This window comes from Salinibacterium sp. AL4.1 (genome assembly GCF_059767305.1).
The window spans coordinates 312,595-334,378 of record NZ_JBSOQK010000002.1 but is presented as its reverse complement, the minus strand read 5'-3'; the positions used below and the strand labels follow the sequence as shown (position 1 = coordinate 334,378).

Annotated in this window: 18 protein-coding genes; 14 read left to right on the top strand and 4 right to left on the bottom strand. The window is 61.2% G+C overall.

Features of this window, described 5'->3' with window-relative positions; all coding sequences use genetic code 11:
- The first annotated feature begins 64 nt into the window (after positions 1 to 64).
- Positions 65 to 742 carry a hypothetical protein gene (locus ACWTV3_RS10975; protein ID WP_498478247.1) on the top strand — a complete coding sequence of 226 codons (678 nt, stop codon included), beginning with the start codon at positions 65 to 67 and terminating at the stop codon, positions 740 to 742.
- Positions 743 to 746: 4 nt separating this feature from the next.
- A complete protein-coding gene (locus tag ACWTV3_RS10970; RefSeq protein ID WP_498478246.1) occupies positions 747 to 1,034 on the top strand; it encodes a winged helix-turn-helix domain-containing protein in 288 nt (95 codons plus the stop codon).
- Positions 1,035 to 1,043: 9 nt separating this feature from the next.
- Here ACWTV3_RS10970 and ACWTV3_RS10965 read toward each other — a convergent pair whose 3' ends face one another.
- Positions 1,044 to 1,631 carry an antibiotic biosynthesis monooxygenase gene (locus tag ACWTV3_RS10965; protein ID WP_498478244.1) on the bottom strand — a complete coding sequence of 196 codons (588 nt, stop codon included), beginning with the start codon at positions 1,629 to 1,631 and terminating at the stop codon, positions 1,044 to 1,046.
- 408 nt (positions 1,632 to 2,039) lie between these two features.
- Between ACWTV3_RS10965 and ACWTV3_RS10960 the strand changes: the two genes are divergently transcribed.
- The 3 genes from ACWTV3_RS10960 to ACWTV3_RS10950 all read left to right on the top strand — a co-directional run bounded on the left by ACWTV3_RS10960 (position 2,040) and on the right by ACWTV3_RS10950 (position 6,607).
- On the top strand, positions 2,040 to 3,809 hold the full coding sequence (locus ACWTV3_RS10960) for an ABC transporter family substrate-binding protein (RefSeq protein ID WP_498478243.1): 1,770 nt from the start codon (positions 2,040 to 2,042) through the stop codon (positions 3,807 to 3,809).
- 147 nt (positions 3,810 to 3,956) lie between these two features.
- On the top strand, positions 3,957 to 5,474 hold the full coding sequence (locus ACWTV3_RS10955; protein WP_498478242.1) for an ABC transporter permease: 1,518 nt from the start codon (positions 3,957 to 3,959) through the stop codon (positions 5,472 to 5,474).
- 2 nt (positions 5,475 to 5,476) lie between these two features.
- Positions 5,477 to 6,607: an ABC transporter permease gene (locus ACWTV3_RS10950; protein WP_498478241.1), complete on the top strand. Its 1,131-nt coding sequence runs from the start codon at positions 5,477 to 5,479 to the stop codon at positions 6,605 to 6,607.
- Between the two features lie 11 nt (positions 6,608 to 6,618).
- Here the strand turns inward: ACWTV3_RS10950 and ACWTV3_RS10945 are convergent, their stop codons facing one another.
- Entirely contained in the window at positions 6,619 to 7,227 is a 609-nt protein-coding gene (locus ACWTV3_RS10945; RefSeq protein ID WP_498478240.1) for a PH domain-containing protein, read from the bottom strand.
- 53 nt (positions 7,228 to 7,280) lie between these two features.
- Here ACWTV3_RS10945 and ACWTV3_RS10940 point away from each other — a divergent pair, with 53 nt between their 5' ends.
- Positions 7,281 to 8,954, top strand: a complete 1,674-nt coding sequence (locus ACWTV3_RS10940) for an ABC transporter ATP-binding protein (protein ID WP_498478239.1) — start codon at positions 7,281 to 7,283, stop codon at positions 8,952 to 8,954.
- Between the two features lie 100 nt (positions 8,955 to 9,054).
- On the opposite strand, the gene ACWTV3_RS10935 is transcribed toward ACWTV3_RS10940, so the two are convergent.
- The gene (locus tag ACWTV3_RS10935; protein WP_498478238.1) at positions 9,055 to 10,650 is read right to left on the bottom strand and encodes a chitinase; all 1,596 of its coding nucleotides are present in this window, start codon (positions 10,648 to 10,650) and stop codon (positions 9,055 to 9,057) included.
- Positions 10,647 to 12,965, bottom strand: a complete 2,319-nt coding sequence (locus ACWTV3_RS10930) for a glycosyltransferase family 2 protein (protein ID WP_498478237.1) — start codon at positions 12,963 to 12,965, stop codon at positions 10,647 to 10,649. Before ACWTV3_RS10930 ends, ACWTV3_RS10935 begins: the two co-directional genes overlap by 4 nt.
- Before the next feature lie 195 nt (positions 12,966 to 13,160).
- Between ACWTV3_RS10930 and ACWTV3_RS10925 the strand changes: the two genes are divergently transcribed.
- The 8 genes from ACWTV3_RS10925 (at position 13,161) to ACWTV3_RS10890 (ending at position 21,693) form a co-directional block, all read left to right on the top strand.
- Positions 13,161 to 14,480, top strand: a complete 1,320-nt coding sequence (locus ACWTV3_RS10925) for a flavin-containing monooxygenase (RefSeq protein ID WP_498478236.1) — start codon at positions 13,161 to 13,163, stop codon at positions 14,478 to 14,480.
- Positions 14,477 to 15,436, top strand: coding sequence for a bile acid:sodium symporter family protein (locus tag ACWTV3_RS10920; protein ID WP_498478235.1), 960 nt, complete (start codon positions 14,477 to 14,479; stop codon positions 15,434 to 15,436). The genes ACWTV3_RS10925 and ACWTV3_RS10920 overlap by 4 nt, the downstream gene beginning before the upstream one ends.
- Positions 15,433 to 16,389: an NAD-dependent epimerase/dehydratase family protein gene (locus ACWTV3_RS10915; RefSeq protein WP_498478234.1), complete on the top strand. Its 957-nt coding sequence runs from the start codon at positions 15,433 to 15,435 to the stop codon at positions 16,387 to 16,389. The genes ACWTV3_RS10920 and ACWTV3_RS10915 overlap by 4 nt, the downstream gene beginning before the upstream one ends.
- Positions 16,390 to 16,517: 128 nt before the next feature.
- Positions 16,518 to 17,189, top strand: coding sequence for a GntR family transcriptional regulator (locus tag ACWTV3_RS10910; RefSeq protein WP_498478233.1), 672 nt, complete (start codon positions 16,518 to 16,520; stop codon positions 17,187 to 17,189).
- Between the two features lie 11 nt (positions 17,190 to 17,200).
- Positions 17,201 to 18,694, top strand: a complete 1,494-nt coding sequence (locus ACWTV3_RS10905; protein WP_498478232.1) for an MmgE/PrpD family protein — start codon at positions 17,201 to 17,203, stop codon at positions 18,692 to 18,694.
- The gene (gene prpB, locus ACWTV3_RS10900) at positions 18,694 to 19,599 is read left to right on the top strand and encodes a methylisocitrate lyase (RefSeq protein WP_498478231.1); all 906 of its coding nucleotides are present in this window, start codon (positions 18,694 to 18,696) and stop codon (positions 19,597 to 19,599) included. The genes ACWTV3_RS10905 and prpB overlap by 1 nt, the downstream gene beginning before the upstream one ends.
- Before the next feature lie 49 nt (positions 19,600 to 19,648).
- Complete coding sequence (locus tag ACWTV3_RS10895; protein ID WP_498478230.1) at positions 19,649 to 20,791, top strand: bifunctional 2-methylcitrate synthase/citrate synthase; 1,143 nt, start codon at positions 19,649 to 19,651, stop codon at positions 20,789 to 20,791.
- A gap of 71 nt (positions 20,792 to 20,862) precedes the next feature.
- Positions 20,863 to 21,693 carry an aldo/keto reductase gene (locus ACWTV3_RS10890; RefSeq protein WP_498478229.1) on the top strand — a complete coding sequence of 277 codons (831 nt, stop codon included), beginning with the start codon at positions 20,863 to 20,865 and terminating at the stop codon, positions 21,691 to 21,693.
- Positions 21,694 to 21,784: the final 91 nt, after the last annotated feature.

Genomic DNA, 21,784 nt, shown 5'->3' with positions numbered 1-21,784 from the left:
AAAGTAGATAGCGAAACGAGACACCGAACCGGGGCTTCTTGGTCGCAACACAAAGGAGTTCACTATGGCGAACAATGACGGCACTCCGATTTCTGTAGAAGTGGCTGGTGTCGACCACGATGAGTCGGCGCTCTCACCGGAGCAGATGCTCAAGCTGGTCGACGACCAACAAAGTGTGATGGTGCGCCAACAGCTTTCGCCTATTCCGTGGATGCTGGGCGTGTGGGGAATCGCGTGGCTGATCGGTTTCGGATTGCTGTGGGCAGCGGCGCAGAGCGGCAGCTCATGGATCTCGGTGCCCTTGGTTCCCGCTCGCGTCACGTTCGCTGTGCTCATCGGCGGCGCCATCGTGATCTCAACGATTCTCGGCATCCGGATCAGCACAGGAGTGCAGGGCAACTCCACGTTTGCGGGCACCGTTTACGGAGTCTCGTGGCTGGTGGCAAGCACTGGATTCAGCACCGTTGGTGCTGGGCTCATTCAGAACGGGTTGTCCCCAGAGCTTGCTTCCCTCTATTTTCCCGCGGTGTTCGGAATCATGGCGGGAATGATCTATTTCTTGGGCGCCGCCCTCTGGCAAGAGAAAAGCCAACTGGTGTTGGGTAGCATCTTGCTGGTGGCTGGGGCGATCTCTCCCTTCTTCGGAGCACCAACTAATAACCTCTTAATGGCATTCGTGGGCGGTGGAGGCCTGCTGATGGCTGCCGTTGTGTTCGCGTTGCAACTCCGCAGACTGGCCTAAAACAATGGATGAACTTGATCCCGTTATCCACGCTTCCGCGCGTTTGCGCATCACCGCGGCGCTCGCCACTCTCGCCTCCGGTGATCGCCTCGCCTTCTCTCGGCTGCAGCAACTGCTCGAAATGACGCCGGGCAACCTCTCCACTCACCTCAGAAAACTGGAGGATGCCGGCTATGTCGAGGTCACCAAAGCCCATCAGGGCCGAAGCCCGGTCACCTATCTCAACCTCACGTCGCCTGGCCGTGCGGCGTTCGACAACTACACCGCGAGTCTCAAAAAATTGCTGGGGTAGGGCGCTCGCTTAGCTAGTCGGCGTCAGCCAGCGCCGCAGCATCCGTGTCACTCCGGGCAGCAGCAGGTACGTCATGATCGGCGTCAGACAGAGGGTCATGAGCAGCACGCGCAACACGACGGGCAGAGCATCCCAGCCGGGCACCAGCATCGTGACGAGCACTGTGAAGAGAAGGTTGAGCGGGAAGAAACCCAGCCAGATGGTGACGGCTTGCTTCCAGCGCGGGGGAGCGGCGGGCACGGGCGAGACGAGCCCGGCGTGCTCCACCGTGATCTCGGTGGGCTCGTCGAACCAGCCTTCGATCCCGGTGCGGCGTTCGGTGCGTTGATCGTGCACAAAACCGCTGCCGCTCTGCAGCCACCACGCACGTTCGGGGGATTGCTCCCAGTGCAAGAGTGCTGCGTCATCCGCAAATCGGTACAGCATGTGCCATGTGGTGCTGGTGGTGCCGGCTCGCACCCAACCTGAGCCAAGGAAGCCGGGATAACTGGTGGCAAGGTTGATACCGGTTTGCATCCAGGCGGTGGCTTCGGCGATGCGGGCCGGGTCGACGGTGCGTTCGATCGAGATCGTGATCGGGGCATTTTCGGGCGACATGAGCGCACTCCTTCTCTGTTGTCCAGCGGCAACAGTGACGGCCGGTGTGGGCTTCGCTGGCTTCAAGTCTAAGTTGGATGCCGCGAGCCCACACTGCTCTGATGTGTAAATTTCTTGTGTCACCACTTTCATTCGCCGAGTCGGCGATTTCGCGCGCAAGGGCCGCGCGGCCACATTGCGGGGCACCCCCGCGGAGGCCACATATGCTGTGGCCTCTCACCCTTCGCTCATCCGCGCATCACCCCCGCTGTGGGGTAGACACAGTAATCCGCGCAGGATTGTGTCGTTCTTGTTGCGAATTGTGCGAATCGTCAGTTTCTATTGCCTTGACGTTCAGCAATACGGTGTAATGGCCGCCATGGGATTGGTCTACACCGTCCCTTCGACCACCTTTCTACTGGAGGAAAGATGAAGAAGAAGCGCGTCTCAGCTGCCATAGCTGTGCTCGCGGCTGGAGCCCTCGCCCTAACAGGGTGTACTCCGCCGTATGAATCAGAAGTTATTGCCGACACCGAAATCACGGTGGCGTGGAATGACCTGATCGATAACTTCAACGGAAGCAGCGCAGCGGGCAACAACACCGCTAACGCCGTTGTGTTGTACATGATGAACTCGTCGTTCCTCTACTACAACAGCGAGCCTGCTCTCGTGCGTAACACCGACTTCGGTTCGTTCGAAAAGACGAGCGATGACCCGCTGACGGTCAAGTACACGCTCAACGACAACGTCACCTGGTCCGATGGAACCCCCATCGACTCCGCTGACTTGCTGCTCGCGTGGACCACCATCTTCGCCGGTGTTGAGGATGCTGAGGGCGCTCCGCTCTTCACCCACGCCAACCCGCGTGGTGACCTCGCTTCGGCTCTGCCGGAGATCGACGACAAGAGCATCACGATCGTGTACGACAAGGCCTACGTTGACTGGGAGATCCAGTATGACCTCGGTGTTGCCGCTCACGGTGTCGTGTCGCTTGCTTACCCCGAGATCACCGATCCCGAGGAGGCAAAGGAAATGTTCGTCGAGGCAGTTCAGAACGACGACGTTGAATGGCTGACCCCGGTAGCGAAGGCGTGGAACGACGCTTACCAAGCGCCGAGCACTCCGGACAACCCCCTCGTCGCTCTCTCGAGCGGTGCCTACGTTCTCGACGAGCTCGTAGAAAACGAGTACGTCGCGCTCAAGGCCAACGAGCTCTACACGTGGGGTCCCTCGCCCAAGTACGAACGCATCATTGTTCGTCAGATCGAGGACTCGACCGCTCAGGTTCAGGCCATCGAGAACGGTGACGTTCAGATTGCAGCCGGCCAGCCGACTCCCGACGTGCTTGAGCTCGTCAAGGGACTCGACAACGCTGACTATGTAACCGCGGATGAAGCGACGTACGAGCACGTTGACCTCACGTTCAACAACGGTGGTCCCTTCGACCCCGCCACCTACGGCGGAGACGAAGACACGGCCAAGGCAGTTCGCCAGGCATTCCTGAAGGTCATTCCTCGTCAGGAGATCCTCGACAAGCTGATCGTGCCGTTGAACGAAAACGCCAGTCTGCGTGACTCGGTACTCCAGATTCCTGGTGCTCCCGGCTATGACGAGATCGCTTCCACCAACGGTTCGGCTGACTACGCCGAGGTCGACATCGAAGGCGCTAAGCAGCTGCTTGCTGACGCCGGAGTAACTACTCCCGTTGAGGTCAAGTTCTGGTACCCCGAGGGCAACGTCCGTCGTGCATCAGAGTTCGAGTTCATCCAGCAGTCGGCTGCTCTTGCCGGCTTCACGGTTGTTGACGACTCGGAGCCCACCTGGGCCTTCACCGACAAGGAAGCACTGCCGATCAACCCGCACGATGCGGTTATTTTCGCCTGGCAGTCGACGAGCCTCGCGCTCACCGGCTCTGACCAGTACCTCGGTACCGGCCAGCCCAGCAACTTCGGTGGATACTCCAACACCGAGGTAGACGGACTCCTCAAGGACCTCGAGACCGAGCTGGACCCCGCCGTCCAGACCGAGATCCAGGTTGAGGTCGAGAAGCTGGTATGGGAAGACGCCTACGGCGTCACCATCTTCCAGTTCCCCGGAATCACCGTCTGGAACAACTCAGTAACGAACGTGGACCCGAGTCCGCTGTCGCCGACCTACTTCTGGAACTTCTGGGAGTGGGCACCGACCGACTCCGAGTAATCACTCGGTAGCGCTCACGAGTGGGTCGGGCTATACGTCCGGCCCACTTGCGCACGTTCTTGCCGCGCCCGCGGCGCTGTTTTTGTTCCGTTTTGCATGCCCCCGAAATGAGGATCTCCGGTGCTGACCTTTGTCGCCAGGCGCCTTGTGGCCACTCTCTTAGTTCTGCTTGTGGCCTCATTCATCGTCTATGTACTAACCGCCAATTCCGGTGATCCGCTTCGAGATCTTCGTGGCAGTCGAGATCCCAGCGCTCAAGATCAAATTGCGTACTTGAGTGGGCTGCTCAATCTTGACCAGCCACCCGTGCTTCGCTATTTCTCCTGGCTAGGAGGAGTCGGGGCCTGTTTCATTGGTCAGTGTGACCTCGGTATTTCGGTGGCCCGCGGCCAACAACCCGTCATCGAAGCCATTGGTGGAGCACTCGGCTCCACGCTTCAACTGGTACTCGCCGCAACGATTCTCGCGATCGTTATCGGTGTCGCCATCGGAATGACAACCGCGCTTCGTCAGTACAGCGGTTACGACTACGTCGTCACGTTCCTCACCTTCGTCTTTTACTCGCTGCCCATCTTCTGGGTCGCGGTGCTCCTCAAAGAGTTCGGCGCCATTCAGTTCAATTCGTTCCTCGGCGACCCCGTCATACCGTGGTGGTCGATCCTCATCATTGGCATCGTGATGGGCTTCATCGCCTCGTCCGTCGTTGGCGGCGAGCTGCGAACACGAGTCATTTCTTTCGTGAGCGTCGGCGGCGGCGTTGCCGCGTTGCTCATCCTTCTCGATGTCACGCGCTGGTTCGAAAGCCCCTCCATCGGCTTCGTCGGAATTGCGCTGATGTCGGTAGCGACGGGCGCGGTCGTGCTCTTCACTTCCACCGGCTTCCAGAACCGTCGTGCTCTGCTCGCGGTCGGAATCATCGTTGTTCTCACTGTCATCTTGAGCTGGCCATTCCAGTTCCTCTTCTACTACGTCAATAGCCCGTGGACGGTGCTGCTCGTGCTCGCCATCTTGGTGGGGCTCGGTCTGCTCGTCGGGTTCTTCGTCGGAGGTGATGGCAAGGCTGTCGTCGCTCGTACCGCCGCCATCGTCGGTGGCTTGGGCGTGCTTCCACTCGTGCTCGACCAGATGTTCATCCGCTGGGATGAGTACGTTGCGCGTATCCCGCTCAGCAACGGTGTGATTGCGACGATCGGTGCCTCGACTCCCGCCATCCGCCGCGTGGATGACACGTGGCTGAACATGCTCGACTCGCTGACCCACATGCTGCTGCCCACGATCGCGCTCATGATCATCTCGCTGGCGGCCTACACGCGCTACGCTCGCGCCAGCCTGCTCGACGTGATGAACCAGGACTACGTGCGCACTGCTCGCGCCAAGGGACTCGGCGAACGAACCGTCGTGATGCGTCACGCCTTCCGCAACGCCATGATCCCGATCGCGACCATCATTGCGCTCGACTTCGGGGCGGTGATCGGTGGTGCCGTCATCACAGAAAGAGTCTTCGCCTGGCAGGCGATGGGCTCCCTCTTCAACGAGGGACTTCAGCGCATCGACGTGAACCTGGTGATGGGCTTCTTCCTCGTCACGGGCATCCTCGCCGTAATCTTCAACGTTATTGCCGACCTCTTGTACTCGGCACTCGACCCCAGAATTCGGGTGAGCTGATCATGACCGACAAGAAGCCCGTAGTCGACGAACAGTCGGTGGGCCAAGAACTCAGCATTGAACAGCGCGCCACGGTAGGTCTCAGTCAGGGCGCGATCGTGCGCCGCCGCTTCCTGCAGCACCGCGGTGCTGTTGTCTCCGTGTTCGTGTTGCTCTTCCTCGTGCTGCTCGCGTTCACCTCGGTGGGCACCGTCATCGGCGGAACCGGAAAACTCACGCCAGACCCCACCGGTACTCGCCTCATCGTCGACGGTTTCCGCATCCCCGGATGGTGGGGGTTCACCTGGTGGGAACGCTACGACATCGTGCTCCCCGGCGGTGCGCCGACCTTTACGTGGTGGCCGTTCAGCTTCGGCGAGCACCCTTTCGGGCAAGACAACACCGGTAAGGATGTCTTCGCTCGCGTGATGCGCGGCATGCAGCAATCGCTCAACGTTGTCTTCATCGTCGGAGTCATCTCGACCGTCATTGGCGTTGTTCTCGGAGCCCTCGCGGGGTACTACCGCGGCTGGGTTGACCAGGTCATCATGCGTATCACCGACGTGATCATCATCGTGCCGCTGCTCATCCTCGGTGCCGTTCTCGGCCAGACGATCGGTGGCGACGCGTTCCTGTTGGCCGTCATGATCGGCCTCATCGCGTGGACGGGAATGGCACGACTCGTGCGCGCCGAGTTCTTGAGCCTGCGCGAGCGCGAGTTCGTGGATGCGGCCCGAGTGGCTGGAGCGAGCGACTTCCGCATCATCTTCCGCCACATCCTGCCCAACACGGTGGGCGTTATCGTGGTCAGTGCGACGCTGCTGATGAGCGCCGTCATTCTGCTCGAGACCTCGCTGAGCTTCCTCGGCTTCGGCATCACCGATCCCGATATTTCCCTCGGCCAGATCATTAGCCAATACAACGAGGCGTTCAAGACACGACCGTGGCTGTTCTGGTGGCCAGGACTCTTCATCGTGATTATCGCGCTGTGCATCAACTTCATCGGTGATGGTCTGCGCGACGCCTTCGACCCGCGCCAGAAGCGCGTACCGCGTCAGCGTAGCCTGGGCTCCGAGATCGGTACCTTCTTCAAGGCCTACGTTCCTGGAGCACGCCCCGGTGCGCGTCCCGGCGATGGAACGTCGAACAAGTGATCGCGGTGCAGCTAGCCGAACGTCGTGAGCATGCTGAGCAGAATCAGCGCCACGAGAGCCGCGATGGTGCGCCAGTGCCACGCGACTCGCAGCTTCGTGAACTCGCTCGTGGCGTCATCCAGATGTCCAGCATCGCGCAACTGCTCCCAGTGCTTGCGGATGACGTATGCAGCCTGACCGGAATCCGACGTGATGAGGTCGCCGGGTCGCACCGTGCCCGCAAGGTAGCTCGATTCGGGCAGGTTCTTGCCGTCTTGGCGCACAGCGCTGAACACGGCATGGCGGCCAGGAGCGGGCGCAGCCCACGCCGTGACGGTGCCGTGCGCGGTCTCGAGGGTGAGAGCGTATTTGGTGTCGATGCGGCGAATTTCGGGCCACGCGACCTCGATGGTGCGCAGCACGTTGCGCAGGGTGACACCCGACGCCGTGACGCGCACATTGGGGCGCCAGAACATGCCCCACGTGAGCAGGCTGAGCAGTCCGAAGACGGGCGCGACCTGCAGAGCATCCAGCCACCGGCCTTGAAAAGCTGTAACAAGAAGTCCCGCTGCGAAGGCAGCAATGACAACAATCGAAAGTACGCGCCCGAATCGCGAGTGCAGGGTGAAGTTTGGCGACACGGAACCATGTTCCCACGAGAGCCACGCATCCAGGGTGAAAGGCGAGACTCCTGATGACTGAATCAGCTACTACCGAGGCAACCGCGAAGGTTCCCGCGATCCAGGTCACTGACCTCGGTGTCGACTTTTGGGTCGAGGGCGAATGGGTCACCGCCGCCAAAAACGTGAGCTACACGCTGCAGGGTGGCGAAGTGCTCGCCATCGTGGGCGAATCTGGCTCGGGCAAGAGCACGAGCGCCATGGGTCTGCTCGGACTTCTGCCAGAAAACGGCCGCATCTCGGGCAGCGTGAAGTTGGCCGGTGAAGAACTGGTCGGGGCATCTCTGCACCGTCTGCGCCAATTGCGCGGTGCCGGTATCGCCGTGATCTTCCAAGAGCCCATGACCGCTCTGAACCCCGTGTACACGATCGGGTTCCAGATCGTGGAGGCGCTTCAAGTGCACAACCCCGGCATGCTGCGGGTGGATGCCAAGAAGCGCGCCCTTGAACTGCTCGCGATGGTGGAGCTTCCCGACCCGCAAAAGGCGTTCGACTCGTACCCGCACCAGTTGTCGGGAGGTCAGCGCCAACGTGCCATGATCGCTCAGTCGATCTCGTGCGATCCCCGCGTGCTCATCGCTGACGAGCCAACGACGGCGCTCGACGTGACCGTGCAGGCCGAGATCTTGGAGCTACTGCACCACTTGCGCTCCAAACTCGACAGCGCGATCATCCTCATCACCCACGACATGGGGGTCGTCGCCGACCTCGCCGACCGCGTGATGGTGATGAAGGACGGCGAAGTTGTGGAGACGGGAACAGCAGACTCGCTGTTCGCCGGAGCCACGCATCCGTACACTCAGGCCCTGCTCGCAGCGGTTCCTCACCTCGGTGAAGCCGGCGAAGCATCGGTCTCAAAGGATGATCGCGAAGTGGTCGTGACGATGACCAACGTCGCGATCGAATACCCCAAGCGTGGGCGGGTGCCAGCGTTCCGCGCTGCGGATGACATCAACCTCACCATTCGCCAGGGCGAAGTTCTTGGTCTGGTGGGGGAGTCTGGCTCAGGCAAGACGACCATTGGGCGTGCCGTCGTGGGACTACTTCCTGCTGTGGAGGGCACCCTCGACATCGTCGGCACCAACATGGTCGGGATTAATAAGAACGACTTGCGCGCTGTTCGACGCGACATCGGCATCGTCTTTCAAGACCCGGGGTCTTCTTTGAACCCTCGGATGCCGATCGGCGAGAGCATCGGAGAACCGCTGCGCCTCGGCGGCGGCTTCAGTCGTAAAGATGAAGAAGCTCGCGTGAGCATGCTGCTCGATCGTGTGCAGCTCTCGGCCCACATGCGTAACCGTTACCCGCACGAGCTTTCGGGCGGTCAGCGTCAGCGCGTCGGCATCGCCCGTGCGCTCGCGCTCAGCCCCAAGCTGCTCGTGGCCGACGAGCCGACATCCGCACTCGACGTGTCGGTGCAGGCGAAGGTTCTCGAGCTCTTTCAAGAGCTGCAGAAGGAGTTGGGCTTCGCCTGCCTATTCGTGACCCACGACCTGGCCGTCATCGACATTCTTGCCGACCGCATTGCTGTGATGCATCGCGGGAAGATCGTCGAGCAGGGCACGCGCGACCAAGTATTGCGCAACCCTCAAGAGGCATACACGCAACGCCTCATCGCCGCGGTACCGCTGCCCGATCCCGAAGAGCAGCGCCGACGTCGAACAGAACGCGAAGCGGCTAGCCTCTAGCGGCTGCCGGTCGAAGCGTATTGCGGAGGCAACAGGGCGGCGACGAACCCGAGTCTCGCCGCCCTGCCTCCCGTACCCAACCGAGCTGAGAACGAGAAATTCATCGTTCTGTGCTGGCTGGAGCTAAAGCGGATGCTGGTTCTGCAGCATCCGGATCGGAGACCGCTTTGATCTCCTCAGTGGTGAGCGGAATCCACGGGGTGCCGTCGGGATCTGACGAGAACGCTGCCGGGCTGTCGCCCTGATTCCACCACTTGGATTCGTAGGGGACTCCGTCGAACAGCACGCGGTCGCCCTCTTCGTAGACCAAGGTTCCATCCCAGGCGGGGTAGGTTCCTTCGGGCAGTGTGGGCACTTCCACCGGGGTTTCCCCCTCAAGCACGGGCCCGACGAGGGTCCACGGAGTCTCCCACGCGTTCAGCACGGGGTTGTCGGGAAGGTCGCCGCGCGTCCACCACTTGGCTTGGTAAACGTTGTGGTGCCAAACGACTTTGGTGCCCTCGAGGTAGGTGGCTTCTTCTGCCCAGATCGCATAGGGGCTCGTCGCCGGGTCGTCGATCAGGTCCGAAGGATCGGAGGGTTCTTCGGTGGTGATGGTCTTGGCTGAACTCGCGACGTGGCCGTCGAAGCCCTCAGCAAGAACATCGGCGAAGAACAGATCGCCCTGCGCAACGCCACTGCACGAGTCGGAGACGCGCGTGACGTCGGCGTAGTTGGGGCCACACGTGGTGTCGCGGTTGAGAGACCACATCGACATGCGACCGAGACCCTGTTCGAGAGCAAACTCGTTGAGGGTCGCGGCGTCGTCCATCGTGAAGACTTCAGCCTCGTTGTCGTTCTGGCCGATCATCGGGGTAGCGCCGAGCTTCGTCCACGGGGTGGCATCCGTCAGTTCGATCCCGGCTTGTTCGTAGAGCACACCGAGCTGGCGGTGCGTCTCCTGAAGCGAACGAATGGATGCTTCTCCGCTCGTTTCTCCATCGGCAAGGCTCTGACCGAAGTTCATCGTCATGATGTTGACGCCCGATATGTCTACGCCGGCCTCGAGCATCTGGGCGACGGCGGTCGTGCCTTCCTCGGTAAGGCCGAAGGTGGCAGCGGGGAGCGTGAGCCAGACCGCGAGGTCGTCGCCAGCGGCACGACGCGACTGCTGAAGGCTCGCGATGGCTGCTGCGCGGCGCTCACCGGCTGCGGTATCGCTGAGGTTCTCACCCTCGATATCGAGGTCGATCGTCGTGGACGCGTAGCGGTCAAGCACGGAACTATAGGCAGCGACGAGGGCGTCGTGATCGGTGCATCCGGTCGCCAGTTCATCGTTGAGAAGCCCGCCGAAGGAGACCGCAACGTCGCCACCCTGTTGCTGTAGGCGAGCGATGCGACGGTCGAGGTCGAGCGAAACGGCCGCCTCATCCATCGTGTAGGCGGTGCCCCACGTGGGGGTGCAGGCATCGTCGGTAGCGGCGACGATGAACGAGAGCATGACCTCTTGACCGCTTTCCTTGGTCGCGGCTTCGAATTCATAGGTGGGCGTGGCCGTGACGTCCACGTACGCAGCGAACCACGGGTCGGGCGCCGGAGCAGCCTGCGTGGATGCCCACGCTTGGTAGGCAAACAAGCCTCCGGAGGCGACAGCGATCGCTACGATCGCAGCGATAACTAGTCGCCAGAAGGAGAGTCGGTGGGTTGCGGAACTCATGATCGCACCTCTCTTGCTTCGTCAACGGGCGGGAGCATTTCGGCGAAAACAATCGAGTCGCGCACCTTGGAGTGCACTCCGCTGTCATCGCCGTAGTACAGGATCGAGCGCCAGTCGAGCGTTGTCGGCTCGGGGACAGCGCTCTCGTTCTTCTTCGACTTCTTGGGGCCGCGCTCGACGAACAGCGGGCGTGTGACACCCAGCCAGATGTCGACCACGGTGTTCCAGATGCCGATGTAGGAGACGAGTGCGAGGCCGGCGAGAATCGTGTTGAAGGCGGCGAACGCGGCGTTGCCCCAGTTCTCGGCATTGAGGTCACGCCAAAACGTGAAGGCCGAGAAGCCGATGATGATGAGGGGCGAGATCACGTAGAGCAGGGGCGTCGCGGTGCGGTTACGCACCTTCGGGGTGCGGGCGAAGGGAATCTTCTTGCTCGTGATCGCTTGCTCAATGGACTTGATGACACCGGCCAGGTTCACGGGCAACAGAATCAGGTTGAAGCCATAGATGCGGAAGATGTCAGTGAACTTGTACCCGCAGTAGCGAAGGTCTGCTCCCATTGACAAGAAATAGGGAACAGCGGCAAGCAGCACGACCGGGCTGAGCAGACGGCTGTCGTAGGGGTACGCGAGCAGGAACACGAGGCCGAAGCTGGCCCACGCGATCGAGGTCATGTAGTTCACGCGGAGGAAGAATTCGGTCCACTGCACGGTTTCGCCCCGAGCGCGACGCTCGCGCATTTGGCGCAGGAGCTTCGGCATGATCAGCAATCCACCGTTCGCCCAGCGACGACGTTGCACGACGAGCGAGCCGAAGTCGGGCGGAGTCGCGCTGTAGCTGAGGCGCTCGGGGTAGTTCACGAGCGTCCATCCGTGAGCTCCGAGGTCGATGCTCGATTCGGTGTCTTCGATGACCGTGCGGTCTTGAACGAAGCGCTTGACGGTGAAGCCGCCCTCGGTTTCGGTCTCGACAATGTCATCCAGAGCAGCCTTGCGGATGACGGCGTTAGCGCCCACCCAGAAGGTAGCGCCGTAGTACGACTTGCCCTGATGCAGGATGTGCTGCAGGTCTGTCGTTGCCCCGGCAAGACGTTCGATTCGTGTGCTTGCGCCTCGGAAGGAGGAGTACGGGGTCTGGGTGACGGCAACGCGAGCGTTGTCCTTCTGCTCGAGCAGGTAGACGAGACGCAGGCAGTAGTCGCGGAGCAACAACGAGTCGGCGTCGAGCGTGAGGAGGTATTCCGAATCGGGAATAGAGAGGTCGCCAGCTTCGGCGCGTGCGACGGGGCGCAGCACCGTTCCATCGGGAGTTTCTTCGGGGCGGTAGTTGCCGCCCATGAGCCCGATGTAGGCGTTGAGGTTCATCGCCTTATTCGCTTCGTGCGAGACCGAGGCGTAAAGCTTGCGCTCGAATGTCGAGAGCGTGGCGTCGAAGGTGCGTGCGAGGCGGCGGTACAGCTCGTGCAATCGCGCTGCCGGCGGAACCATGCGCTCGTCGAGTGCTGCACCCAGAGCATCCGCGGTGAGCTGCAGCTCGTCCGCAAGCCCCAACAGAACCTGCGATACGAAGAACTCATCGACGTGGTCGATGCGCTGCTCGTTCGCGGCCTTGGTCTGGAGCCAGGTGGCGGCCCAGCGATACTCGTCAGCAAGATCGTCGACCTCGGAGAGGCCCAGGGGCCGCTTCTGTTCGAGACGCTGCTCGAAGGCCGAGAGCGCCCCGATAAAACGTGCACGCGGTACTGCGAGCTCCGACTGGATCTGTTCTGTCAGCAACCGTGACTTCGACAACTGTGCTGCGGCATCCGGATCGCTGGGGAAGGGCGGGTCGTCGAGCAAGAGCACCACGCTGAGGCTCGGGTACTCCTGGAGACAGGCCGACCAAAGGGTGGCGCGAACGACATCCGGCTCTTCGCTGTAGCTGGGAACCAGCACGGTGATCGAGCCCTGGTTGTCGGCGAAGTGGCGGTCGAGCTCGGCGCGCGGCACTCGAGCGTGCGCCCGGAAGCGCTGGTAGGCGCCGTGGCGCGCAATCAAATACATGAGCGCGGAGAACGTCAAGAACGTCACCACGATCAGGTACGACACTGCTTCGGCGGTGAAGCGGAAGCTCTCGGTGCCGTTGTTGATGAACTGGCGCAGGATCGTATAGATCACGTACGTCAACCAGAACAGCACAGTGGCGACTATGGCGAGGCGAGCGAGCGCGATGGTGCGATCGCTCGGCGCGGGATGAACAGTGGGCAGCGGTTCGAGGCGCGATTCAGCACCCCATTGGCGACGCCGGGCAGGCGCAACCGTAGGATTTTTGGGCATGATGGTTAGGTCCCCTTGTGCAAGATCGGCGATTTTCGGGTCATCGCCGTCGGGTATCTTGCACGCCCAGTATTAGCACTGGGTTCGGTTCGTGCAACAAAAAGCCTACGCCCCGACTAATTGGTCTACTCGCCAGATGCGGTCTAGTAAGCTGCGGAAACGCCTTGAATAACGTTGTTCACCCGGGAGGAATGGATGCCTCGAACCATCGCCATTATTGGCGCTGGTCCTTCGGGACTTGCTACTGCCCGCGCTCTCGACAAGGCAGGCATCGCGTATGTCGGCTTCGAATCTGCCGCCGACGTCGGAGGCCTCTGGAACATCGATAACCCGCGCAGCACCATGTACGAATCGGCGCATCTAATTTCGTCACGCACGACGACGGAGTTTCGTGAGTTGCCGATGCAGTCGACAGCCGACTACCCCAGCCATCGAGAGCTGCGAAAGTACTTTCGGGCGTACAGCGATCGCTTCGACCTCGGTGAGAAGTTTCTCTTCAACACCACGGTAGAGCGCCTCGAGCCCACCGACGATGGCGGCTGGGATGTCACGAGCGTTACCCGAGGCTATGTGCCGCGAACGAAACGTTTCGATGGCGTCATCCTGGCCAACGGCACGCTCGCCCATGCCAGCATCCCGCAGTTCGAGGGTGAATTTGCTGGTCAGATTATTCATTCGAGTGAGTACAAGAAGGCACGCATTTTCGAAGGCAAGCGCGTGCTGGTCGTGGGCGCGGGCAACAGTGGCTGCGATATCGCGGTGGATGCTGTGCACCACGCCGACAGCATCGATCTGAGCGTGCGGCGGGGCTACTACTTTGTGCCGCGGTACCTGTTCGGCAAACCAGCGGACACCTTGAACCAGGGCCGACCGCTGCCGGCGAAGATTAAGCAGTTCGTCGACACGCGAGTGTTGAAGGCCTTCACTGGCGACCCCGTGAAATTCGGCTTTCCGCCCGCGGACTACAAGATCTATGAGTCGCACCCCATTGTGAACACGCTGGTGCTGGGGCACCTCGGTCAGGGCGACCTGCGAGTGGTGCCCGCGCCGGAGCGCTTTGACGGTAATACCGTGCACTTTACGGATGGCACGGAAGCCGATTATGACCTCATTGTCTTGGCTACCGGTTACTCCTTGGACTACCCCTTCGTTGATCGCGAACACCTTAATTGGTCTTCCCTCGCCCCCGAGCTCTATCTCAATATCTTCCCGCCAAGCTTCAATGGTCTTTATGTCATGGGAATGATTGAGGCCAGCGGCATCGGGTGGCAGGGCCGGTACGAACAAGCAGAACTGCTCGCGGCCTACCTCGCCGCTCAAGACGACGCTCCCCGGGCCGCGGCCCACTTTCGCGCGCAGGTTGAACAACCGTGGCCCGATCTCACCGGCGGCTACAAGTACTTGGCGCTGGAACGCATGTCGTACTACGTCAATAAGGATGCCTACCGGCGCGCAGTGCGGCGCGCTCGTGAGGCCCTCACCCGTAAGGCGCGCGATATTAAGGAACAGTCATGACCATCGATGATGCGCTGCTCAACTTCAGTCCGGGCTCGCTCATCGCGCTGAGCATTGTGCTCGGCCTCATCATGTTCGGTATCGCCCTCGATACGCGCATCGACGACTTTCGAGCGGTACTGAAAGCTCCCCGCGCCTTCGCGATCTCCCTCGTTGCTCAACTCGTGCTCTTACCCGCCGTCACTTTCGGGCTCACGCTACTGCTGCAGGTCGGGCCATCTATTGCGCTCGGGATGATTCTGGTCGCGTGTTGTCCACCGGGAAATATTTCCCAGGTTCTCACCTATCGAGCGCGGGGCAACGTTGCTCTCTCGGTCTCGATGACGGCGGTCACCAACGTGATTTACATCGTCATGTTGCCGGTGAACCTGTCGTTGTGGGGAGGCTGGCACCCCACAGCATCCGCGATTCTTGAAAATGTCAGTCTCAACGGTGGGCAGATGCTGCTGGAGATCGTACTGATTATTGGGCTGCCGTTCGTGCTCGGTTTTGCAATCAAGAACCGCTGGCCAGCATTCGCCAAGAAGGTTCAGCCCACCGTGAAATGGATCAGCCTGCTGGCGCTGCTGGGGTTCATTATTGCGGCGCTCGCCGGCAACTTCCAGTTCTTCATTGCCTATGTCGGCGTTGTTCTTCTTGCCGTGTTCTTGCACGATGCGGTCGCGCTCGGCCTCGGCTATGCCAGCGCGCGCCTCGGCGGGCTGGCGCTCTACGAAGCTAAAGCGGTGACGTTCGAAGTGGGAATTCGCAACGCGGGTCTCGGGTTGGGATTGGTGTTCACCTTCTTTGGGGGACTTGGCGGAATGGCCGTTGTTGCGGGATGGTGGGGTATCTGGGACATCATCGCCGGGCTCGCACTGGCGACCTGGTGGGGCCGCCGCAAGGCACGGGGTGCCACAGACAGCTCGGGGCCGAATTCCGGTAGCTCAGCAAACGAAGCGGAGGCACACGCGTGAGTCGAGTTCTTGTGACGGGTGGCACCGGATTCTTGGGCACCTCGGTAGTGGCAGGGTTGGCTGCATCCGACGCCATTGAATGCGTGGTCAGCGCCGATATTCGAACTCCCAGCCCCGGCGTGCGACTGCCGGGTGTGCTGTACGAGCGCGTTGATGTGACGGATGCCCCCAATCTGCCCGAGCTGCTGCGTCGCCACGAGATCGACACGGTCGTTCACCTGGCTTCCATCGTCAACCCGGGCAAGAGCACCACAGTCACTCAAGAATTTGCGGTCGACGTTGAGGGTTCGCGCGCCGTGTTCGACGCCTGCGTCGCGGCCGGGGTTGAGCGCGTGGTCGTGTCGTCGAGTGGTGCGGCTTACGGTTACCACCCGAATAATGCCGAGTGGATTGTTGAGAGCGACCCCATTCGTGGCAACGATGATTTTCCGTATAGCCGTCACAAGCGGATGGTCGAAGAGATGCTGGCCGAGTTGCGCGAAACGGCCCCGCAACTGACGCAGACCGTGTTTCGTATCGGCACGATCTTGGGCCCGGCGGTCGACAATCAGATCACTGCGCTCTGGGAGGGAAAGCGGCTGCTGAAGCTCGCTGGCTCAGACAGCCCGTTTGTGTTCGTCTGGGTGGATGACGTCGTCGAGGTCATGGTGCGTGCCGCCAGTGGTGGCCCGGCCGGAATTTTCAATGTCGCGGGAAACGGCAAGATGACGGTCGCGGAGATCGCGAGCGCGCTCGGCAAGAAGATGTTTGTGATTCCGCCGTGGTTGTTCACTGTGGCGTTGGGTGTTGGCCACGCCCTCAAACTCACGCCCCACAAGCCTGCTCAGGTCAACTTTCTGTTGTATCGGCCTGTGCTCGACAACGCTGCGCTCAAGAGCACCTTCGGCTTCACCCCGAGTAAAACGAGTCGGGAAGCATTCGCCGCCTACCTCGAGGCTCGCGCACTGCGCTGATCTGTATACAGTTCACCGAGAATTTCGCTTGATTTCTCTTGAATCAGGCCTAGACTGAAGTTCTTGTATACAAACTCGCGTTTTGGGGCTCTTGCCCTGCGCTGAGTTCGCTGGCTCAGGAGGTGCGCATGGCAACACCACTCAGAGCTAGCGAGCGCGCCTACCAAGCGTTGCGCGACGACATCGTTGAATGGCGACTCGCTCCCGGCACGATCCTGGGCGAAGTCGAGCAAGCGGCGCGGCTTGGGGTGTCTCGCACCCCGCTGCGCGAAGCGCTGTCGCGGCTTATGGCGGATGGGCTGGTGGCAAGCCAATCCGGTCGGGGACTTGTGGTCACCGACGTGTCGGTCAACAACATCCGCGAACTTTTCGATGTGCGCAGGGCGCTGGAAGTGAAGGCCGTGCGCTTAGCTGCTGAGCACCACACCGGCAGAACCTTTGCTGACCTCGAGCGCGAGTTCGAGGCCGTGCCCCAGATGTTGGCGCGCGACGATAGCGACCGCAGCGCATACTTCGATCTCGTGCGCCGTTTCGATAGCGCCGTGGACGATGCGGTGGCTAACGACTACCTCACGGGCGCGCTGAACTCACTACGCACCCATCTGGTGCGCGTGCGTCGCCTCGCCAAAGACAACCCCGAGCGGCTGGCTGCTGCCGCTCGCGAACACCTTCTTATCGTGCACGCCATCGTCGCTCGCGACGCTGAGCTTGCCGCTCACGCCACTCATGTTCACCTCCATAATGCGCTCACGAGCGCATTAGCCATGGCCGCAGAATCTCCGCTGCGCGCCGCCAATTGAAAGGCTCCACTGTGAAAGACCATGCCCTCCGCGTTTACCGCAGCGACGAGAACCTTGCTCGCGAAGATCAGCTCGCCCACAAGATTGCGGCCATCGCTGCAGAACAGCTCGAACCCACGGATGCCGTGACCGACATGGTCATCAACCGGGTGATTGACAACGCTGCTGTTGCCACCGCATCCCTCACCCGCGCGCCGGTGGTCTCCGCTCGCGCGCAGGCCGAGCGCCATCCCTTTACCCCCGGAGCCACGGTTTTCGGTTCCGACGAGCGCGTCAGCCCGGAGTGGGCTGCATGGGCCAACGGTGTTGCCGTTCGTGAACTCGACTACCACGACACCTTCTTGGCGGCCGACTACTCGCACCCCGGCGACAACATCCCGCCGATCTTGGCGGTTGCTCAGCACACGGGCCGCACCGGCGCTGACCTGCTGCGAGGCATCGTCACCGGTTACGAAATTCAGATCGATCTTGTGAAGGCAATCTGCCTGCACAAGCACAAGATCGACCACGTTGCCCACCTCGGCCCGAGCGCCGCCGCCGGCATCGGAACCCTCCTCGGACTCGACACCGAAACCATCTTCCAGGCTGTCGGCCAAGCGCTCCACACGACCACCGCCACGCGCCAGTCGCGCAAGGGTGAGATCTCCACGTGGAAGGCACACGCTCCCGCCTTCGCCGGCAAGATGGCCGTTGAAGCAGTTGACCGTGCCATGCGCGGGCAGACCAGCCCCACCCCGATTTACGAAGGCGAAGACGGCGTTATTGCGTGGATGCTCGATGGTCCCGACGCGCACTACGAGGTTCCGCTGCCCGAGCTGGGGGAGCCGCGCACCGCGATTCTCGACTCGTACACGAAGGAGCACTCGGCCGAGTACCAAGCGCAGGCGTGGATCGACCTCGCCCGCAAGCTGGGGCGTGAGCATCCTGAACTGGTCGAAGAGAATATCAATCGCATCGTGCTGCACACGAGCCACCACACGCACTACGTGATCGGCTCGGGCGCCAACGACCCGCAGAAGTACGACCCCAATGCGAGCCGCGAAACGCTCGACCACTCCATCCCGTACATCTTCACGGTTGCCCTGCAGGATCAGGCATGGCACCACGTTGACAGCTACGCGCCCGAGCGTGCCAACCGTGCAGACACGGTTGCTCTGTGGAAGCGCGTCACCACGGCCGAAGATGCCGAATGGACGCGTCGCTACCACTCGATCGACCCTGCCGAGAAGGCCTTCGGTGGTCGTGTTGAGATCGAAATGACCGACGGCAGCCGCATCGTTGAAGAAATCGCGGTTGCGGATGCTCACCCGCTCGGTGCTCGCCCCTTCGCCCGCGATCAGTACGTGAACAAGTTCCGCATTCTGGCGGATGGCGTGCTCGCGAGTGATGAAATCGAGCGTTTCTTGGACGTCGCTCAGCGCTTGCCGCAGCTGACGGCATCCGAACTGGGCGAGCTGACCGTACGCGGCAACTTCCCCGCCACCACTGCTAAAGGAATCTTCTGATGTTGTACGCCCAAACAGATCCAGCAACCAAGCGTGCCCAGTTTCGCGAGCGCCTCGCGAGCGGTGAACTGTTGCGCGTACCCGGCGCGTTCAACCCGCTGAGCGCTCGCCTCATTCAAGACAAAGGCTTCGACGGCGTCTACATTTCGGGGGCTGTCATCAGCGCCGACCTAGGGCTGCCCGATATCGGTCTGACAACCCTCACCGAGGTGGCTGGTCGTTCGCAGCAGATTTCGCGGATGACCGACCTCCCGTCTCTCGTTGACGCCGACACCGGATTCGGCGAGCCCATGAACGTGGCTCGCACCGTGCAAACTCTCGAAGACGCGGGAGTCTCCGGGCTGCACATCGAAGACCAGGTCAACCCGAAGCGCTGCGGACACCTCGACGGCAAGGCGGTTGTTGACACCGACACTGCCCTCAAGCGCATCCGCGCGGCCGTCGATGCACGCCGCGACCCGAACCTGTTGATTATGGCTCGCACCGACATCCGCGCCGTTGATGGCATGGATGTGGCGATGGACCGCGCCAAGCAGCTCGTTGATGCGGGCGCCGATGCGATCTTCCCCGAGGCGATGAAAGACCTTGGCGAATTCGAGGCGATGCGTAATGCCGTGGATGTTCCGATCCTTGCGAACATGACAGAGTTCGGAAAAAGCGAACTCTTCACGACAACGCAATTGAGCAATATCGGCGTAAACATTGTTATTTATCCCGTAACCCTGTTGCGTAGTGCCATGGGTGCTGCAGAGCGCACTCTCGATGCAATCAACGCCGACGGCACTCAGCAGTCTGTTGTCGGTGAGATGCAGACGAGGGCCCGGCTCTATGAACTCCTCGACTACGAGAGCTACAACTCTTTCGATTCGTCGGTGTTCAACTTCACTCTCGACAACCACTTTTAGTCGACTGTTTTCACCATTCTTGACTCGATAGACACAACCGAGGAGCGACATGACTGACTCACCCGCAACGCCCGCCGCCGAAATTCGCAAGGGACTCGCCGGCGTTGTTGCCGACACCACCGCGATCTCCAAGGTCAATCCCGAAACCAACTCGCTGCTCTACCGCGGTTACCCCGTGCAAGAACTGGCCGAGAAGTGCACGTTCGAAGAAGTTGCTTACCTGCTGTGGCACGGCGAGCTGCCGAACGGTGAGCAGCTTGAGGCATTCCAAGCCTCCGAACGGGCGCAGCGTCACCTCGACGCGCACACCAAGCGTGTCATCGACGAGTTGCCGCTCACCGCGCATCCGATGGATGTCGTTCGCAGCGCTGTCAGCGTGATCGGTGCCATGGATGACACCCTCACCGACCCCGCCAGCATGGTTGACGAAGAACTCAACCAGCAGCGCTCGCTGACTCTCTTGGCAAAGTTGCCGGCGATCATCGCGTACGACCAGCGTCGCCGTCGCGACCAGGAGCTCGTGGAGCCGCGCGATGATCTGAGCTATTCGGCCAACTTCTTGCACATGACCTTCGGCGAGGTTCCTGACCTCGTTGTTGTGAATGCGTTCGATGTGTCGATGATTCTGTACGCCGAGCACTCCTTCAATGCCTCGACCTTCACCGCTCGCGTTGTCACGAGCACGATGAGCGATCTCTACAGTGCGGTCACTGCGGCAATCGGTGCGCTCAAGGGACAGCTCCACGGTGGCGCGAACGAGGCCGTCATGCACGTCTTCGATGAGATCGGCTCTGCTGCTAATGCCGAGCAGTGGCTCGAGACGGCGCTCGCCGAGAAGCGCAAGATCATGGGCTTCGGTCACCGCGTGTACAAGAACGGTGACTCGCGAGTGCCCACCATGAAGGCAGCGCTCGAAACTCTCATTGCGGAGTACGACCGCCCCGACATGATGGAACTCTACGAAACCCTCGAAACGGCCATGACGAGCCGCAAGAACATCAAGCCGAACCTCGACTACCCGAGTGGCCCGGCGTACAACCTCATGGGCTTCGACACCGACATGTTCACGCCGCTGTTCGTCGCAGCGCGAATCACCGGCTGGACCGCGCACGTGATGGAACAGGCTGCGGCTAACGCGCTCATCCGTCCGCTCGCTGCCTACTCGGGAGTGGACGAGCGCCACATCGGCTAGAAGTTTGCACGTTCGCTAGGAGCTTGAGCCGCGGGGGTGGAATCGTCAGTCGTGAGTGGCAAGATGGGGAAATGACTGTTCCCCAGATTGAACTCAACGACGGCAATTCCATCCCGCAGCTCGGGTTCGGAGTCTTCAAGGTTGACCCCGCAGAAACCGAGCGCATCGTCACCGACGCGCTCGAGGTTGGCTACCGCCACCTCGACACCGCCATGATTTACGGCAACGAGCAGGGCGTTGGCAACGCCATCAGGGCCTCGGGCATCCCGCGTGACGAACTCTTCATCACGACGAAGCTGTGGAACAGCGACCAGGGCACAGACTCTGCTCGCGATGCCATGGATCTCAGCCTCGAAAAGCTGGGCCTTGACTACGTGGATCTCTACCTCATCCACTGGCCTCGCCCCGACCTCGACCGCTACCTCGAGACATGGCTCGCGATGGAAGGCATCAAGGCTGAAGGTAAGACGCGCTCGATTGGTGTCAGCAACTTCCACCGCCCGCACCTCGAGAAGATTCTTGCGGGCAGTGAAACGGTTCCCGCAGTGAACCAGATCGAACTTCACCCCGCTTTCGCTCAGCGCGAGCTGCGCGCCTATGGTGCCGAGCTTGGTATCCACACTGAGGCGTGGGGCCCGCTGGGGCAGGGCAAGTACGACCTGTTCAGCGAGACAGCACTGCAGACTGCCGCCGCAGCACACGGCGTTTCACCGGCTCAGGTTGCGATCCGTTGGCACCTGCAGAGTGGCATCATCGTGTTCCCGAAGTCGAACTCGCGTGAGCGTATGGCTGAAAACTTCGACGTCTTCGGGTTTGAACTGTCGGCGGATGAGATGGCTTCTATCGATGCGATCGACCGCGACCAGCGCGTCGGTTCCAACCCCGATGAGGCTACTTTCTAAGACTCGCTTCGCGCTTCGTACAGGGGCCGGCATCCCTACTCACTTCGATGTGTGGATGCCGGCCTCTGTCGTTGAGGCGCTGGTACGCTAG